The following is a 16318-nucleotide window of genomic DNA, read 5'->3' as shown; positions in this document are numbered from 1 at the left end:
GGAAATATGTACTGAGCTATGTACTTTCGGAAATTCAGGGCGCGGCGTACCGGTAGCGATGGTGGTCGACGAAACCCAGTTCGCGGTACAGCGCCAGCGCCGGTTCATTACCGGCCTCCACCTGAACGTACGCGTGTGTGGCCGCGCGCGCCGCGCCCCAGCGGATCAGTTCGGCGCACACCAGCGCACCGAGTCCGTGCCTGCGATGTTCGGCCGCGACCGTGAGACAGGTCAGCCCGACCCAGCGGCGGCCGTCCGGCGCGGTGGTGACCGCGGCCCGGCCGATGGCCAGCGGTGAGGGCAAACCCAATGTGGCGAAACCCAATTCGCCATCGCGCACCGCAGTGAGCACATCCACGGTCGGTGTCGAGCCGATGGCGTTGTCACCGCCGCGATGCCGATGCATGGACAGCCACGCGCCATCGGGCTCACTCGCGATCCGCACCATGGGCGGACCGGGCGGCAGCACCATGGTCGCGATATCGACGGCCAGCACCCGGGTTTCGCTCCAGGTGCGCCAGCCCGCGGGCACCAGCGCCAGCCGATCCGGCAGCAGCAATTGCAGCGGCAACCCGTGCGCGGTGTACCACTCGCCGATCTTGTGCACGGTCTCGGTGGAGGTCAGCGCGGGACCGTCCGAACCGCCCAGCGGCACAGCGGAGTTCGCGCGCCCGGTGTAACCGTCGCCGGCGCGCAGCAGCCAGCCGTCGATCCAGGCGCGCCGCACCCCGGGCCAGCCGTCGGCGGCCGCGGCCTCCAGTGCGCGGATCTCGCTGGTCCGAATGGGCCTGGGGCCCAATTCCTTCCACGCCACCACGCGATCCCAGGCCACCGAGACCACCTGACCGTCGCCGGTGCGCACGGTGAGGGGATCGGTCGCGACGAGTTCACCGATCACATCTGTGAGCGGTTGTGGATAACCCTCGGGCAGCCGATAGCGCACCACCACCCGGCGTCCGAGTGGTGGCAGCGTGGGATCGGGTGACGGGGGGTCAGTCGTCATGCCCGAACGGATCCGGGACGGTGCCCGGGATCCAGCTCAAACCCGGTGTGCCCCAGCCGTTCCGCTTGATGGCCTTCTTGGCGGCGCGTGCGTTGCGGCCGATCAGCACATCCACGTACAGGAAGCCGTCCAGATGGCCGACCTCGTGCTGGAGCATGCGCGCGAAGAAGTCCTCGCCCTCGATATCGACCGGTTCGCCGTGCTCGTCGATACCGGTGACCCGGGCCCAGTCGGCGCGACCGGTGGGGAACTGCTCGCCCGGAACCGAGAGGCAGCCCTCCTCGTCGTCATCCGGATCGGGCATGGTCTCGGGCAGCGCGGAGGTTTCCAGCACCGGATTGATCACCGCGCCGCGACGGCGCACCATCTTGCCGTCCGGGCCCTCGTCGGGGCAGTCGTAGACGAACAGCCGCAGCGGGACGCCGACCTGATTGGCGGCCAGGCCGACACCGTGCGCGGCATCGAGGGTTTCGTACATGTCCGCGATCAACTCGGCCAGTTCCTCGGGTGTCTGCTCGACCTTCTCGGTCGGGTTGTGCAGAACCGGGTCGCCGACGATGACGATCGGGAGAATAGCCATGTAGAACACCCTACCGGGAGGTTACGGGCCCCTTGAAACGACCTTCCGACAGCCCGACACGCCGGGGGTTTGTTCGCCAAAACACGCCGAACGGTACGCGCCGGGAAGTCTGCGCCGCGTGGTTGAATGGGCGACGGACACAAGCACCATATTCGTCTGGTGACCACTCGGCGAGGGAGCACTATGGACAGCGCAGCGGCCCGGAACATTTCCGCAAGCGGGGACGACCTTTCCGTGAGCGCGGACAGCGCGGCCGGCGCCACGGCGATGAGCGCGGATGGCGCGCACGGCCTCTCGCGACGCGAACTCGACATCCTCGACTTCGAGCGCAAATGGTGGAAGTACGCCGGCGCCAAGGAAGAAGCCATCCGGGAGCTGTTCGACCTCTCCGCCACCCGCTACTACCAGGTGCTCAACGCAGTCGTCGACAAACCCGAAGCCCTGGCCGCGGACCCCATGCTGGTGAAGCGCCTGCGCCGGTTGCGGGCCAGTCGTCAGAAGACCAGGGCCGCACGCCGTCTCGGATTCCAGGTGTGAACCGCCCCGAGCCGACGCAGCGATTAGGCTCCACGCCGTGAGCACTCCGAATTCGCCGTCCGGCGGTCCGCCGCTGCGGGCGCTGGCCATGGTGTTGATCGCGCTGGCAATCGTCTTCGCCGGAATCGGCGCGATGTCGCTGTCGAGTTCGGACTCCTCCGATGCCGACGCCTCGACCGGACCCTCCACGACTGTGCCGAGTACCACACTCGCACCGGCACTTTCATCATCATTGCCGCCGGTGGTGACCACGCCACCGGTGAGCAGCGCCGCCCCGGAGACCACTCCGCCGGCCACCACCCCGCCCCCGGTGACCACCACCCCGCCGGCGGGCGCGGTCGACAAGTCCGTTCCCGTAAGGGTTTTCAACAACAGCATGGTCGCGGGCCTGGCCGCCAAAACCGCCGGTGATCTCGTCGCGAACGGCTGGAATATCGCCGAGACCGGCAACTACGGTTCCGGCGTCATCCCGAAAACCACTGTGTACTACGGCACTTCGCCCGGGGAGAAGGCCGCCGCGCAGGCCATCGCCGCGCAGCTCGGCGTCGCCGCGGAACCGCGATTCGCCGGAATACTGGACAGCCCGCCCGGTGTCATCGTCATAGTGACCGGCAACTGACCCGCTTGCCGGCGGCAACCGCACGGCGCTCGAACACCCCGCCAGCCCCTGCGGGGGAGTGGGTCACGGCTCTGGCATCATCTTGTCCGAGTAGTAATCATGTCCGTCCAGCTTTTCGTAAACTCGGACTCGTAAAGGAGTTCCCCGATGGCCCCGTCCACAACTCGTCGCCCGTCCTGGTGGACTGTGACCCCGGTGCTCGCGGTCGCGGTCTTCGGCATCGCAGGATGCTCGAACGGCCAGGAATCGAGTGACGTCAAGGGGACGACCCCGCCGGTCTTCACCAGCTCTCCCGCACCGGCGGGCGCGGCACACGGTGGCCTCACCACCCCGCCCACCGATTCCGTCAGCTCCACGCTGAAGGATTCGAACGGCCAGGCCGTCGGCACCGTCACCTTCGGCAAGGTCGGCAACCACCTCGAGGTCACGGTCGAGGCGCACGGCCTCAAGCCGGGCTTCCACGGTCTGCACGTGCATCAGGTCGGCAAGTGTGAGCCGAACTCCGTGGCACCCACCGGCGGCGCTGCCGGTGACTTCCTCTCCGCCGGTGGGCACTTCCAGGCCGGCGACGCCAATACCCATCCGGCCAGCGGTGACCTCACCTCGCTCGAGGTCAAGAACGACGGTACGGCCAAGCTGGTCACCACCACCGACTCCGTGACACTGGACGAGCTCAAGGGCAAGGCCCTGATCATCCACGCGGGTGCGGACAACTTCGGCAATATTCCGAGTCGATACACCCAGGCCGGTGGCGCCGCCGGGCCGGACGCCGAAACACTGGCGACCGGTGACGCTGGCGCTCGCGTCGCCTGCGGCGTGATCGCATAACCCATAGGTGAACCATGGCCGGGGCAGGCATTTCGAAGGTCCACTTCAACAGTTCGCCTCGGCCCACGCTCGGCGTGGAGTGGGAGGTCGCGCTCGTCGACAAACAGACGCGCGACCTTTCCAACACGGCCGCAGCGGTTTTCGAGGCGTGCGGCGATCTCCGCTCGTGGGATGGCCATCCGCAGATCACCAAGGAACTGCTGCGCAATACCGTCGAGCTGGTCACCGGTAAGCACGACACCGCGGGCGAAGCGGTGGACGAACTGCACGCCACCATGGATGCCGTGCGCCGCGCCGCCGATCCGCTGGGCGTCGACCTGTTCTGCGCGGGCACCCATCCGTTCGCGCAGTGGTCCACCCAACAGCTCACGCGCAGTCCGCATTACGACGAACTGATCGAGCGCACCCAGTGGTGGGGCCGCCAGATGCTGATCTGGGGCGTGCACGTGCACGTGGGAATCTCGCACCCGGAGAAGGTCTTCCCGATCCTGAACAGCCTGCTGCTGTCCTATCCGCACCTGCTCGCGCTGTCCAGCTCCTCCCCGATGTGGGCGGGCGTTGACACCGGCTACGCCAGCAATCGCGCCCTCATGTTCCAGCAGCTGCCCACCGCCGGACTGCCCTTCCAATTCGAAAACTGGACGCAGTTCGAGGCTTTCGCGCACGACCAGATGAAAACCGGTGTGTTCGAACAGATCGGCGGCATGCACTGGGACATCCGCCCCGCGCCCAAATGGGGCACCATCGAGGTCCGCGTCTGCGACGGCACCCCGAGCCGATCCGAACTCTCCGCCATCGTGGCGCTCATCCACTGCCTCATCGTGGATCTGGACCGCCGCGTCGAAGCGGGGGAAACGCTGCCGACCATCCCGCCGTGGCATGTACAGGAGAACAAGTGGCGCGCGGCCCGCTACGGGCTGGACGCCATCATCATCACCGACGCCGCGAGCAATGAGCGGCTGGTCACCGATGACCTGATGGAACTGCTGAACCGGCTGGAACCGACCGCCAAGAGCCTGGGCTGTGAGAACGAGCTGGCACTGGTCGCCGATATCCCCAAGCGCGGGGCCTCGTATCAGCGCCAGCGCCGGGTCGCCGCGGCCAATCAGGGCGATCTGGTCAGCGTCGTCGACTCCCTCGTCAAGGAACTGGCACAGTAGGTTTCGCGCACCGCGCCCGTTTCGCGCGGGTGTGATTTCGGTTACGCCCGGTTGAACGGCGTATGCGCTGGCCAGGGCTGACCGGGAGCTGTGCGGCGGGGATGACCGCTCGTATTCAGCGCGCCCGGGGGCCGGTGTTCACACGGCGTTTACTATGGTCCGGTGTTGCTCGACGGTCCGCGTCCCGAAACGGTGGGTGGAGCACGCCGGACCTCATGGCTGCCCTCGCGGCGCCTCCAGCTCACGGCGCTGCTGACCGCCGTCCCCGTGCTGCTCATCGCACTGCAGATCGTCGCGGCCCGCAATGACTTCCTCGGCCCCCTGGAAAGCCTCTGGGCGGACTACGCGGGCACCCCCAAATCGGTCACCGTGCCGTGGGCCGGACTCGGCCTGGCCCTGATCGGATTGAACTGGCGACGGCGCTTCATCGCCGTCGGCGCGGCCGCCGGGATCGACCTGGTCTACCAGGTGGTGCGCAGCCTCAGCGGCGGACCGCTGGCCCTGGGCAACGGTCCGGTCATCGTGCTCACCGCCATCGTGCTGATCGCGAACTTCGGCTGGGAGGGCGCCGATAAACGCAATGCCCTGCACGCCGCCGCGCTCGGCATCCTGCTCACGCTGTCCAGCAAGGTCGCCGAAGTCTGGCTGATGGTCACCATGATGGCCGGGCCCAAGGTGCTCGACGAACACGTGGTGCTGGTCGACCATGCCCTCGGCAATCCGTCCTGGGTGATGGGGCAGGTGCTCGAATTCCTCGGGCCGATAGCGAGTTTCGTCCTGCACTGGGTCTACATCGAACTGCCCGTCGGCGCGATGATCGTCACCATCTGGCAGCTGCGCGGCGTGGTCACCACCGGAAAATGGCCGGGGCACTACCTGGTTCGCACCTTCCTGGTGGTCGGGCTCATCGGCCCGCTGTTCTACGTGATCTTCCCCGTGGTCGGCCCCATCTTCGCCTACGGCGCGGACGGCAAGGGCTTCGCGCTCGGCGACTACTGGCCGAATGTGGTGCCGCCCATCGATCTTCACCCCGGCGCGCTCCCGTTCGGCAACCTCGCACCGCGCAACTGCATGCCCTCGCTGCACACCGCGTGGGCGCTGACCATCTTCATCCACTCCCGCCGCGACGCCGACGGCGCGCCCGCACCGACCTGGCTGCGCTGGGGCGGCGCCTTCTGGCTCATCGCCACGCTCTCGGCCACGCTCGGCTTCGGCTACCACTACGGCGCGGACCTGGTCGCGGGCGCGGTGCTGTGCCTGGCCATCGAATCCGCGCTGCGCGAACCCGAGCGCGGCTGGGATCGCGCCCGCGTGCAATTGGTCGCGGGCGGCGCGGCTCTGGTGGCGCTGCTGCTGCTCGGCTACCGGTACCTGTCGCTGGAGATCGCCCAGAACCCGGTACCCGCCGGAGTGGTCATCCTCGGCCTGCTCGCCGGATACGTCACGCTGTTCTATCGCACCTGGTTCGCGGCCGAACCCGCGGTCAATCCGCTGCCGCTGAACCAGGTGGCTCGGTAACCGGGGTACCCGCGGCGCTCGCCTCGGCTTCGGGAGTCGCCGCGGAACGATTGCGGCGCAGGGCGTACAGGCCCACGATGCAGCCGATCACGATCAGGCTCGCCGTCCACGCCGGCGCGGAGGTGTCCTCCGAGACCACCGTGCACACCACCGCCCGGCTGGAATCCTGCATGGCGTAGTGCCCGCGGGCAACATAGTCGCGCAGGCCCAGCACCGCCGACGGAATGAACACGATGATGGTGGCCAGTACCCGGTTCGGCACGAAACGCGGGTTCGCCGAGGTCAATCCGTAGCCGGTGAGCCAGGCCAGCGCCGCCGTACCGCCGACCGTCAGCACCGCCCACTCCGAATCCGCGGTCATCGCGGTGAACAGGCCGAGCACCAGGATCAGCACCAGACACGTCATCGGCGCACCCCGGCGGGTGCCGTACCACATGCCGAACACCGTGATGGCGACCGCGACCGGAATGGTCCAGGCGGGCAATTCCGCCGCCAGCGCGGCGGAACCCACCGCCGCCAAACCCACGATCACCAGCACCAATTCACCATCGCGACCCGGCAGCAGCATGGCCGCGATGAGCGCGGTCGCCACCGTGGTCAGCACCGCCAGCCCGACACCGGCGAAACTGTCACCGTGCCGCGACAGCCACTCCGCACTGGCCACCGTGACCAGCACCAGCACCACACCCGCCAGAATCGGCGCCAGCGGCAATTCGATCGAGGGGCGTTCGGCCGGTTTGCGATTGCGATTGCTCAGCGTGCCGATGGCCACCAGCACCAGCGCGGTCTCCAGCATCCACAGCGGCGGCATATCCATCGCCTCCCAGGCGCTGTCGCCCGAGCCGTCCTTGAGCGCCCCGCCCAGATGCGGGATCGGACTGACCGAGCCGAGCAGCACACTGGTGATGACCCCGAGCGTCCAGCCGTACGCGGGCAAACGGTGATGCAGCACCGCCGCGCCGAGCGCGCCCAGCACCAGCCCGCTCGCCAGCGCGTCGATGAAATTCATGGTGGACAGCGCGCCGACCGGTGGGCTCTCATGCCCGAAGATGTGGTTCACGGTCAGCGCGAGCAGACCGCCGAGCGCGGTGGACCAGGCGATGACAATGCTGCCGAGGGTGGTGATCAAGACCGCGGAGATCATGGCGACGAGCACGCCCGCACCGATGGCCCGCGGCAGCGTATATGCCATCAGATCCAATTGCAGCGCGGAGGTATTGGAGGTCCAGCCGAAATCGATCGGCATGGCTAGCGAAAGTCCAGCAACCGTCGTCGCGACCAGTGCGGTGATCGTCTCGGTCGCTACCTGATACGGCCTCACCTGGGTGAAAATACCGTGCTATCGCGTACCGATCAGTCCGACTCGCCTAATTAATAATTCGAGTGGAAGATCCAGTTACCAATTCCGGCTATCCCGAGGCCGCCCGCTGCGCCGCGAACAACCGCAACGTCTCCACCTGCACCGGATCCAGTGACGGGCGCACCGCGGACCGCGCCGCCGCGACATCCGATGCGGTCACATCGGCCGCGTCCACATCGCGCCGCATCGCCGACAACGCCGATTCCCGCAGCAGCGCCGCACAATCCGCGGCCGAATAGCCATCCAAATCCTTCGCGAGTTCGCGCAGATCCACCTCTTTCGCCAACGGCACCGATTTCGCGGCCGTGCGCAGGATTTCCGCGCGCGCCGCGGCATCGGGCGGCGGCACGAAAACCAGGCGCTCCAACCGGCCCGGACGAGTCAGCGCCGGATCGATCAATTCCGGCCGATTCGTCGCGCCGACCACCACCACATCGCGCAGCGGCTCCACACCGTCGAGTTCGGTGAGCAGGGCCGCCACCACCCGATCGGTCACACCCGAATCGCTGTTCTGGCCCCGGCGCGGAGCCAGCGCGTCCACCTCGTCCAGGAAGATCAGCGAGGGCGCGGAATCGCGTGCGCGCTGGAACAATTCACGCACCGCGCGCTCTGAGGAGCCGACCCACTTATCCATCAGCTCGGCACCCTTGACGGTGTGCACGCTCAATTGCCCGGTACTGGCCAGGGCGCGCACCAGGAAGGTCTTGCCGCAGCCCGGCGGGCCGTACAGCAGCACACCGCGCGGCGGATCGATGCCCAGGCGCGCGAACGAATCCGGATGCCGCAGCGGCCACAACACCGCTTCGGTGAGCGCCTGCTTCGTCTCGACCATATCGCCGACATCGTCGAGACCCAGTGAGCCGATGGCCAATTCCTCCGACCCCGAACGAGACAGCGGACGGATCACCTCCAGCGCCCCTTCGAGATCCTCCTGCCGCAGCATGGGCTCCGAATGCTCCCGGCTCGACCGCGACGCCGCCCGCAGTGCGGCCTCGCGCACCAGCGCCGCCAGATCCGACACCACGAAACCCGGTGTGCGCGCGGCGATTTTGTCCAGTTGCAACTCCGCGGTCGGCGCTCGGCGCAGGAGCTGCTCCAGCAGCGCCGCGCGCACGGCCGCCGTCGGCAGCGGCAGCGACACCTCACGATCACACAGTTCCGGCCCGCGCAGCCGGGCATCGACCTCGGTGGGATGCGAGGTGGTCGCCAGCAGGGCCACCGCCGGACACGCCACCGCCGCCCGCAATTGATCGAGGATCAGCGTGGCCACCGGTTCCGCCGTGGCGGGCAGCAGCGCGTCGATATCGGTGATCAGCAGGACCCCGCCCGCACCCGAACAGATATCGGACACCGCGAGATTCACCTCGCGCAGCCGGGTGCCGCTCTCGGCCGCCCCGACCGACGGGCCGTCCAACTCCACCAGCCGCCGCGAACCCGTCACCGCGCGCGCGAGGGTGGTCTTGCCGACCCCGGCCGGGCCGGTGACCAGCACGCCCAGATGTGAAGACGCCCCAAGGGTTTTCAACAGTTCCGGCTCGTCCAGGGCCAGGTTCAGCCATTCGGTCAGCTTGGCGGCCTGCGCCTGCACGCCCGCCAGATCGGCCACCGCCACCGCCGTCACCGGTGCGGGCGAGGCCGCACGGGTCGGGTCGATCGGCCGATCGCGGCGATCCGGGGCCTGCGCCGCCGTATCGCCCATGAGCGAACGCGGCGAATCCGTCGCCGCGATGCCCGGACCCCACACCACCGCGCTATTGGGCTGCACGCTCACCGGCCCGGGGGAGGGGTCGGTCGCGGTCACGGTCAGCAACTCCGAGGTCCAGGCGATTCCGAAGGCCCGCGAAAGCGCCTGCGCCGCAGCCGAAGTGCTGGTGCCGGGGCCGAGATCGCGGGGCAGCAGCGAGACCGTATCGCCGACCGTGACCACCTTGCCCAGCAGTGCCTGCCGCAGCGTGGTCTCCGGAATGGACCCGGTGGCCAGGGTCGAACCGGTCACCGAAATCTGCCTGGCCCCGAATACCGTCGCCGGTGCGACGGTGACCATCGAATCCTCGCGCACACCCGCGTTCGACAGCGTCACGTCATCGAGCAGCGCCACCCCGGTCGGCGTTCCGGCGGGGGCGACGGCGACCACCGCCGCCGTGCGCCGCGCCCCGATCAGCGCTATCCCATCCCACTCCCGCAACCCCAGCGCCGCCAGCGCTTCGGGATGCAGCCGCACCAACCCCCTCCGGGCGTCGGCGGCGGAAATATTGAGTCGTGCGGTCAACGAGAGTTCGGGCACGCCACCATTGTGCTGGAACCGGGCGGGCAAGCACCCGTCCTCGGTCCGAAAAGCCGAATGCCCCCGGTTCACGAGAACCGGGGGCATTCGGAAACAGGTGTGACTAGAGCCGTCCGCCCGGGCGGCGCAGGCGCAGGCGCGCGGTGGAGATGCTGCGAATCGGCCTGCGGCGCTGGGCGCGCCGCTGCGCCCGGCGTTCGGCGGGCTTGTGATCCCAGGTTTCCGGGCGGGCCGCCACCCAGCGCGCCGAATGCACGGCGAACGGGATATGCCCGAGATACAGCACCACCAGCGCCATCATCAGGATCAGCGGGTAGGTGACCAGCAGGGCGGCGGCCAGCGCCACCAGCACCAGCAGCACCGGCGCGGTGCGCGGGGCCACCGAGACCGATTTGATCGCCAGCGTCGGCAGCGTGCTCACGCACAGCAGGCCGGTGAGCACCACCCACACCGCCACGGCCGGGAAGCTCACCCACCAGCCGTCGCCGAACTGCTCGGACAGCGCGATGGGCAGCAGCGCGATCAGCGCGCCCGCGGGCGCGGGCACACCGGTGAAGTACTCCCGCTGCCAATCCGGGCGGCTGTCATCGTCCATCAGGGTGTTGAAGCGGGCCAGCCGCAGCACCATGCAGACCGCGAACATGAGCGCCACGATCCAGCCGATGCTGTCCGCGTGCAGGAACGTCACGTACAGCACCAGGGCGGGCGCGACGCCGAACGCGATGGCATCGGAGAGCGAATCGAGTTCCGCGCCCATCTTGGTGGTGGCGTCGAGCATGCGGGCGATGCGCCCGTCCAGCATGTCGAAGATGGCGGCCGCGCCGACCAGCGCCAGCGCGATCGCCAGCTGACCCTGCATGGCGAACTTGACCGCCGAGAGCCCCGAGCACAGTCCCAGAATGGTGACCATGCTCGGCAGCAGCCGCACGGTGCGATTGCGAGCCGAGCGGCGCAGCGCCGGTGTCGGCGCGAGTTGTTCCATCATGAATCCAGTTCGGCCAGTACCGTTTCCGCGCCGATGGTGCGCTGCCCGGGCACCACCAGCAGTTTGGTCCCGGCCGGGAAGTAGGTGTCCACGCGCGAGCCGAACCGGATGAGCCCGTAGGTCTCGCCGATGGACAGCTTGTCGCCGATCTTGGGCTCGCAGACGATGCGCCGCGCCAGCAGTCCGGCGATCTGCACCACCACCAGGCGCTGCCCGTTCTCGGTCAGCACCACCATGCAGTTGCGCTCATTGGCGTCACTGGCTTCGGGCAGGTCCGCGGAGAGGAACTCGCCCTTCTTGTAGACGATGTTGTCGATGCTGCCGGAGATCGGCATGCGCTGCACGTGCACGTCCAGCACCGACAGGAAGATGCTCACACGCGGCAGCGGCTGATCACCGAGATTCAACTCGGCGGGCGGCACGGCCGTATCCACCAGCGCCACTTCACCATCGGCGGGCGCGACGACCACGCCGGGGCGATTCGGCGGCACCCGATGCGGATGCCGGAAGAAGGTCGCGGTCGCCGCGGCCGCGAACAAACCCGTGCGCCGCACCCACTTACGCCGGAAGCCCAGCACGGCGACCGCGAGCGGGGCCGCCACGAAGGGCAGACCGGCCGGGTGCAGCGGCGGGATGGCGGAGCGGACCAGGTCGGCGACGTGGCCGAGTCCGGTGGTTTCGGGAGTGCCGGGCGGGGTGGGACGGCGGGCCACAAGCTCCTCTTTCATGCGCGGGTAGGTGGGTTGCGCACCGCGATATCCACGCTGTGCGCACCGCGCTCACACGATACGGGAAGGTGGCCCAGCACTCGCGTTCTCCGTCCCCTACACCATGGTGACCGGTCCGGCATCGGCGGCGAATTGTGAGGGAACGCACAACCATGAGAGGCTGTTCCGATTAATATGAGGGGGCCTCATGTCTGCGGCATTCGCGTCCCGCGGGGGGTGGGGAACCCGATGAAGGTCATGTTCGACGCGCAGTACATAGGAGATGCACCATGGCTGCTCGAATTGCCTCGATCAGCGGGGTAGAGCACACCGCAATGCTCGGGCTCGGCGTGTACCGCCCGGCTCGAATCGTCAGCAACGATGAGGTCGCCGGGCCGATCGATTCCAGTGACGAGTGGATCCGGACCCGCTCCGGCATCCGCAACCGGCGCTTCGCGTCGGAAGACGAGACGATCATCAGCATGAGCGCCGCCGCGGCCCGCGACGCCATCGAAGCCGCCGAGATCGACGCGAGCACGATCGACTGCGTCATCGTCGCCACCTCGACCTGGCTGCTACTCACCCCGGCCGCGGCACCGCAGATCGCCACCGAACTCGGGCTCAACGGTATTGCCGCGTTCGACATCTCGGCCGGCTGCGCCGGGTTCTGTCACGCCGTGGCGGTGGCCTCGGACCTGGTCAAGGGCGGCACCGCGCGCAATGTCCTGGTCATCGGCGTGGAACGGCTCACCGACACCATCAATCCGGCCGACCGCGGCACCGCGTTCCTGTTCGCGGACGGTGCGGGCGCGGTGATCGTCGGCGCGTCCGAGGAGCCCGCCATCGGGCCGACGGTCTGGGGTTCGGACGGCACCCAGCACCACGCCATCCGTCAGGACAAGGACTGGATGGAATTCTTCCGCGAGATCGACGCGAAGGGCCTCGATGCCGTCCGCCCGTATCTCGCCATGGAGGGCACGGCCGTATTCCGCTGGGCCGCACACTCTTTGGAGAAGGTCTGCCGGGACGCCATCGACCGCGCGGGCCTGACCCCGGATGAGCTGGACGCCATGATCCCGCATCAGGCCAACGGGCGGATCATCGAGATCATGGCTCGGGTACTGCACCTGCCGGACCATTGCGCCCTCGCCAATGACATCGAGGAGACCGGCAACACCTCGGCCGCCTCGATTCCGCTGGCGATGGAGGCGCTGCTGCGCCAGGGCGATGCCAAACCCGGCGGCACCGCCCTGCTCATCGCCTTCGGCGCGGGCCTGTCCTACGCGGCACAGGTTGTGACACTGCCGAATTGGCGGAGCCAGCCGGAACTGAGCACCCAGGAGGGCTAGCCGAGTTCCCAGACGACGGTGACATCGAAGGTCACCGTCTGCTGGCCCGGTTCCAGCGCGAAGTCGCCCGCACTCGGGGCGGCTTGGCGCAGCATCGGTGTCGGCCCGCCGCTGCTGCCCTCGTTGATCGTCTTGACGCTCTTCAATTTCAGCCCGGCCAGATCCGCGTACTGCTGCGCTCGCGCCTTGGCATCGTCGAAGGCGCGCGCCCGCGCGTCCGAGAGCAGTTTCGTATTGTCCTCGAGCCCGAACGCGACCGAGGAGATGCGGGTGTCATTGCCGCCCGCCTTCACCGCCGCGTCCAGGATGGCCGACGCCTTGGGCAGATCACGCACCGCGATATGCACGGAATTGCTTGCCTTGTAACCGATCACGGTGCGTCCCTCCGGCCCATAGGTGGGCTGCACGGAGAGTTCGCTGGTCTTCACGTCCTCGCGCTTGACCCCGGCGTTGACCATGGCGTCGGTCATGGCCTTGGCCTTGTCGTTCACCCCGTCGACCGCGGTGGACACATCCGCCGCGCTCACCTCGGCGCCGAGATCGGCATTGAGCACATCCGGAACGCCGGACACCTTGCCATTGCCGACCACCGTCACCGAACGGTCGCCATCGGAACCACATCCGGTGAGCAGCAGCGCGAGTCCGGTGGCCGCGGCGCAGATCCCTATACGTCGTCGCATAACGCGAACCTACGCATCAGCCCCGCGGTCGAGGGGTAAACACGCACATCACTTCTCGAGGGTCTGCTTGATCCTGCCGAGGGTTTCGTTCATACCGCTGACGAGGTTCGCCTCGAATACCTGTTCGCCGCCGAGGATGGCGTCGATCATCTTGCGCACGATCGGATTGACGCCGTTGGGGATATCGCGGCGCTGCACCAGATGGGTGCCGCCGTCGGCGGTGGGCTCCAGGGTGAAGCTCCAGATGGTGCGGTTCTCGTTCATCCGGAAGGCGATCGCGCGATTGGGCTCGAAGCGCACGATCCGCGAGGTGGTCGGATAGAACTTGGCCCCGTCACGATTGAGGTTGAGGGTCCAGGTGCCGGTCTTGGTCTTGCCGAGCGGCTGCATGCGCACGGTCGCGGGGCTGAATTCCGGCATGCGCTTGAGGTCGGAGACTACGTTCCAGACCTGTTCGGGCGCCGCGGCGATGTCGATGGTGGCTTCGAGAGTGTTCGGCAACGCTGCCTCCGAGAAGATGTGACTGTCAGTACTACGAATCCTAGTTCTGTACCGACATATCGGGTCAATCGAACATCCGGGGACCATCCGAACACTGAAAATCAACTAGATCACATTCCGGTGTTGCCGTACTGGCGAATGTAATGGGCAGCGCACAATGTGGGATAGACGAAATAACAGACAAGGCCACCAGCTTCCGATGCGAAACGTGAGGTGATCGGCCGTGAAACTGCGTTCGCTCCTGCATCGCAAGACCAGAGTCTCCGGCGGAAATGCCGAGACGGTCCCGCTCCTGCCCTTCGATGAGCGCGATGCCTCCCAGCTTCCCCGGCGACCCGGGCGATCAAAACCGAATGGTCAGTCCGAAGAACGACTGGAACGACTGCTCACCCCGAACGAGCTGGATCTGGTTCAGCACCACCGGATTTGACCGGGTGAGCACCCTCGAGCGCAGCCCCCCGCAGCACCGTTCGCGCATGGCGGACATACAGGACCGATCCGACTTGCCTACGCGGCTCATACTCGTTAGGTGACTTCACCAGCTGCCGCCAAGCCGGCCATCCTCAGCGTGGACGACGACCCGGGCGTCTCACGTGCCGTGGTCCGTGACCTGCGCCGCCGGTACGGGGCCGATTACCGGATTCTGCGGGCGGAGTCGGGCGCGGACGCGCTCGAGGTACTTCGGGAATTGAAACTGCGCGGCCAGCCGGTCGCGGTCTTGATCGCGGACTATCGCATGCCGAATATGAACGGCGTCGAATTCCTGGAGCAGGCCATGGACCTGCACCCGTACGCGCGGCGGGTGCTGCTGACCGCGTACGCCGACACCGACGCGGCCATCGAGGCCATCAATGTGGTCGACCTGGACCACTACCTGCTCAAGCCGTGGGATCCGCCGGAGGAGAAGCTCTACCCGGTGATCGACGCGCTGCTCGACGCCTGGCGCAGCGATGACCACAAGCCCGTCACCGAGACCAAGGTGGTCGGGCACCGCTGGTCGGCCCGCTGCTCCGAGGTGCGGGAGTTCTTGGCGCGCAACCAGTTGCCCTACCGCTGGTACCAGGTCGACGAGCCCGAGGGCGCCCGTCTGCTCATCGCCGCCGATGCCACCGAGGACGACTGCCCGGTGATCATCAACCAGGGCGGTGAGGTACTGCGCACGCCGACCGACGCGCAGCTGGCCGAGGCGGTCGGGCTGAATATCGCCCCCGTCGACGAGTTCTACGACCTCATCGTGGTCGGCGGCGGACCCGCCGGACTGGGCGCGGCCGTGTACGGCGCGTCCGAGGGCCTGCGCACGGTGCTGGTGGAACGCACCGCCACCGGCGGCCAGGCGGGCCAGAGTTCGCGCATCGAGAACTACCTCGGCTTCCCGGACGGGCTCTCCGGCGCGCAGCTCGCCGATCGCGCCCGGCGGCAGGCCGTGAAATTCGGGGCCGAACTCATCACCGCGCGTGAAGTGGTCTCGCTGGAACCGTGCGGTTCGGCCCGCGTGGTGAAATTCGCCGACGGCGGCAGCATCTCCGCGCACAGCGTGCTCATCGCCACCGGCGTCAACTACCGGCATCACCCGGCTCCCGGCGTGGATGACTTCACCGGTCGCGGCGTCTACTACGGCTCGGCCATGACCGAGGCGTCCGATTGCACCGATCGGGATATCTACATCGTCGGCGGCGCGAATTCGGCCGGGCAGGCGGCGGTCTACATGTCCCGGCACGCGCGCACCGTGCACATTCTGGTGCGCGCGGAATCCCTGGTGGATTCCATGTCGCACTACCTGATTCAGCAGATCGAGCAGATTCCGAACATCAAGGTGCACGCGCGCACCGAGGTCGTCTCCGCCGACGGTGACGATCACCTCGAACGCCTGGTGCTGCGCGATAACGCCACGGGCGTGGAAGAAAAGGTCGACGCCGAGCGTTTGTTCCTGTTCATCGGCGCCGCGCCGGAAACCGAATGGCTGGACGGCGTGGTGCATCGCGACGACAAGGGCTACGTGCTCGCCGGACCCGATCTCATGATCGACGGCAACAAGCCCGCGGGCTGGGAACTGACCAGATCGCCGCAACATCTGGAGACCAGCGTTCCCGGAGTTTTCGTGGCGGGCGACGTACGGTCGGAATCGGCGAAGCGAGTGGCATCGGCCGTGGGTGAGGGCGCGATGGCCGTCATGCTGGTGCACCGCTGGATCGCGAAACAGTAGGAGT

16 protein-coding genes are annotated in these 16318 nt (G+C 67.7%); 8 read left to right on the top strand and 8 right to left on the bottom strand.

The genetic code is table 11. The features are described 5' to 3' along the window. Positions 1-34 precede the first annotated feature (34 nt). Positions 35-1003, bottom strand: coding sequence for a GNAT family N-acetyltransferase (locus AB0L82_RS40365; protein WP_364649633.1), 969 nt, complete (start codon positions 1001-1003; stop codon positions 35-37). Continuing rightward, complete coding sequence (locus AB0L82_RS40360) at positions 993-1583, bottom strand: peptide deformylase (protein ID WP_364649630.1); 591 nt, start codon at positions 1581-1583, stop codon at positions 993-995. The genes AB0L82_RS40365 and AB0L82_RS40360 overlap by 11 nt, the downstream gene beginning before the upstream one ends. A gap of 183 nt (positions 1584-1766) precedes the next feature. Between AB0L82_RS40360 and AB0L82_RS40355 the strand changes: the two genes are divergently transcribed. From AB0L82_RS40355 to AB0L82_RS40335, 5 genes are all read left to right on the top strand, one after another. Further along, the gene (locus AB0L82_RS40355; RefSeq protein WP_364649627.1) at positions 1767-2120 is read left to right on the top strand and encodes a DUF3263 domain-containing protein; all 354 of its coding nucleotides are present in this window, start codon (positions 1767-1769) and stop codon (positions 2118-2120) included. A gap of 37 nt (positions 2121-2157) precedes the next feature. After that, the gene (locus tag AB0L82_RS40350; RefSeq protein WP_364649624.1) at positions 2158-2739 is read left to right on the top strand and encodes a LytR C-terminal domain-containing protein; all 582 of its coding nucleotides are present in this window, start codon (positions 2158-2160) and stop codon (positions 2737-2739) included. 147 nt (positions 2740-2886) lie between these two features. Further along, positions 2887-3567: a superoxide dismutase family protein gene (locus AB0L82_RS40345; protein WP_364649621.1), complete on the top strand. Its 681-nt coding sequence runs from the start codon at positions 2887-2889 to the stop codon at positions 3565-3567. Between the two features lie 14 nt (positions 3568-3581). Continuing rightward, entirely contained in the window at positions 3582-4727 is a 1146-nt protein-coding gene (locus AB0L82_RS40340) for a glutamate--cysteine ligase (RefSeq protein WP_364649616.1), read from the top strand. 162 nt (positions 4728-4889) lie between these two features. After that, on the top strand, positions 4890-6245 hold the full coding sequence (locus tag AB0L82_RS40335; protein WP_364649613.1) for a DUF5933 domain-containing protein: 1356 nt from the start codon (positions 4890-4892) through the stop codon (positions 6243-6245). On the opposite strand, the gene AB0L82_RS40330 is transcribed toward AB0L82_RS40335, so the two are convergent. The 4 genes from AB0L82_RS40330 to AB0L82_RS40315 all read right to left on the bottom strand — a co-directional run bounded on the left by AB0L82_RS40330 (position 6211) and on the right by AB0L82_RS40315 (position 11587). Then, entirely contained in the window at positions 6211-7566 is a 1356-nt protein-coding gene (locus tag AB0L82_RS40330) for a hypothetical protein (protein WP_364649610.1), read from the bottom strand. The genes AB0L82_RS40335 and AB0L82_RS40330 overlap by 35 nt on opposite strands. 88 nt (positions 7567-7654) lie before the next feature. Continuing rightward, on the bottom strand, positions 7655-9889 hold the full coding sequence (locus AB0L82_RS40325) for an AAA family ATPase (protein WP_364649607.1): 2235 nt from the start codon (positions 9887-9889) through the stop codon (positions 7655-7657). 103 nt (positions 9890-9992) lie between these two features. After that, entirely contained in the window at positions 9993-10874 is an 882-nt protein-coding gene (gene pssA / locus AB0L82_RS40320; RefSeq protein ID WP_364649604.1) for a CDP-diacylglycerol--serine O-phosphatidyltransferase, read from the bottom strand. Next, positions 10871-11587, bottom strand: coding sequence for a phosphatidylserine decarboxylase (locus AB0L82_RS40315; RefSeq protein WP_364649842.1), 717 nt, complete (start codon positions 11585-11587; stop codon positions 10871-10873). The genes pssA and AB0L82_RS40315 overlap by 4 nt, the downstream gene beginning before the upstream one ends. A gap of 284 nt (positions 11588-11871) precedes the next feature. On the opposite strand from AB0L82_RS40315, the gene AB0L82_RS40310 reads away from it, so the two are divergent. After that, positions 11872-12930, top strand: coding sequence for a beta-ketoacyl-ACP synthase III (locus AB0L82_RS40310; RefSeq protein ID WP_364649600.1), 1059 nt, complete (start codon positions 11872-11874; stop codon positions 12928-12930). Here AB0L82_RS40310 and AB0L82_RS40305 read toward each other — a convergent pair. Beyond that, the gene (locus AB0L82_RS40305) at positions 12927-13610 is read right to left on the bottom strand and encodes an SIMPL domain-containing protein (RefSeq protein ID WP_364649597.1); all 684 of its coding nucleotides are present in this window, start codon (positions 13608-13610) and stop codon (positions 12927-12929) included. The genes AB0L82_RS40310 and AB0L82_RS40305 overlap by 4 nt on opposite strands. A gap of 48 nt (positions 13611-13658) precedes the next feature. Then, positions 13659-14111, bottom strand: a complete 453-nt coding sequence (locus AB0L82_RS40300; protein ID WP_364649594.1) for an SRPBCC family protein — start codon at positions 14109-14111, stop codon at positions 13659-13661. Between the two features lie 223 nt (positions 14112-14334). Here AB0L82_RS40300 and AB0L82_RS40295 point away from each other — a divergent pair, with 223 nt between their 5' ends. Together AB0L82_RS40295 and AB0L82_RS40290 are read left to right on the top strand one after the other, a co-directional pair. Next, positions 14335-14541, top strand: a complete 207-nt coding sequence (locus tag AB0L82_RS40295; protein ID WP_364649591.1) for a hypothetical protein — start codon at positions 14335-14337, stop codon at positions 14539-14541. A 99-nt stretch (positions 14542-14640) separates the two neighbouring features. Then, positions 14641-16314, top strand: coding sequence for an FAD-dependent oxidoreductase (locus AB0L82_RS40290; protein WP_364649588.1), 1674 nt, complete (start codon positions 14641-14643; stop codon positions 16312-16314). The last annotated feature ends 4 nt before the right edge of the window (positions 16315-16318 follow it).

Origin of the sequence: Nocardia sp. NPDC052001 (assembly GCF_040680615.1) — a bacterium.
GTDB lineage: Bacteria > Actinomycetota > Actinomycetes > Mycobacteriales > Mycobacteriaceae > Nocardia.
This window is presented reverse-complemented; position numbering and strand designations above follow the sequence as displayed.

Bases quoted from the DNA above. Each gene is read 5' to 3' on its own strand.
- AB0L82_RS40365 (WP_364649633.1), bottom strand. From the start codon at position 1,003: ATGACGACTGACCCCCCGTCACCCGATCCCACGCTGCCACCACTCGGA.
- AB0L82_RS40360 (WP_364649630.1), bottom strand. From the start codon at position 1,583: ATGGCTATTCTCCCGATCGTCATCGTCGGCGACCCGGTTCTGCACAAC.
- AB0L82_RS40355 (WP_364649627.1), top strand. From the start codon at position 1,767: ATGGACAGCGCAGCGGCCCGGAACATTTCCGCAAGCGGGGACGACCTT.
- AB0L82_RS40345 (WP_364649621.1), top strand. From the start codon at position 2,887: ATGGCCCCGTCCACAACTCGTCGCCCGTCCTGGTGGACTGTGACCCCG.
- AB0L82_RS40340 (WP_364649616.1), top strand. From the start codon at position 3,582: ATGGCCGGGGCAGGCATTTCGAAGGTCCACTTCAACAGTTCGCCTCGG.
- pssA (WP_364649604.1), bottom strand. From the start codon at position 10,874: ATGATGGAACAACTCGCGCCGACACCGGCGCTGCGCCGCTCGGCTCGC.
- AB0L82_RS40310 (WP_364649600.1), top strand. From the start codon at position 11,872: ATGGCTGCTCGAATTGCCTCGATCAGCGGGGTAGAGCACACCGCAATG.
- AB0L82_RS40305 (WP_364649597.1), bottom strand. From the start codon at position 13,610: ATGCGACGACGTATAGGGATCTGCGCCGCGGCCACCGGACTCGCGCTG.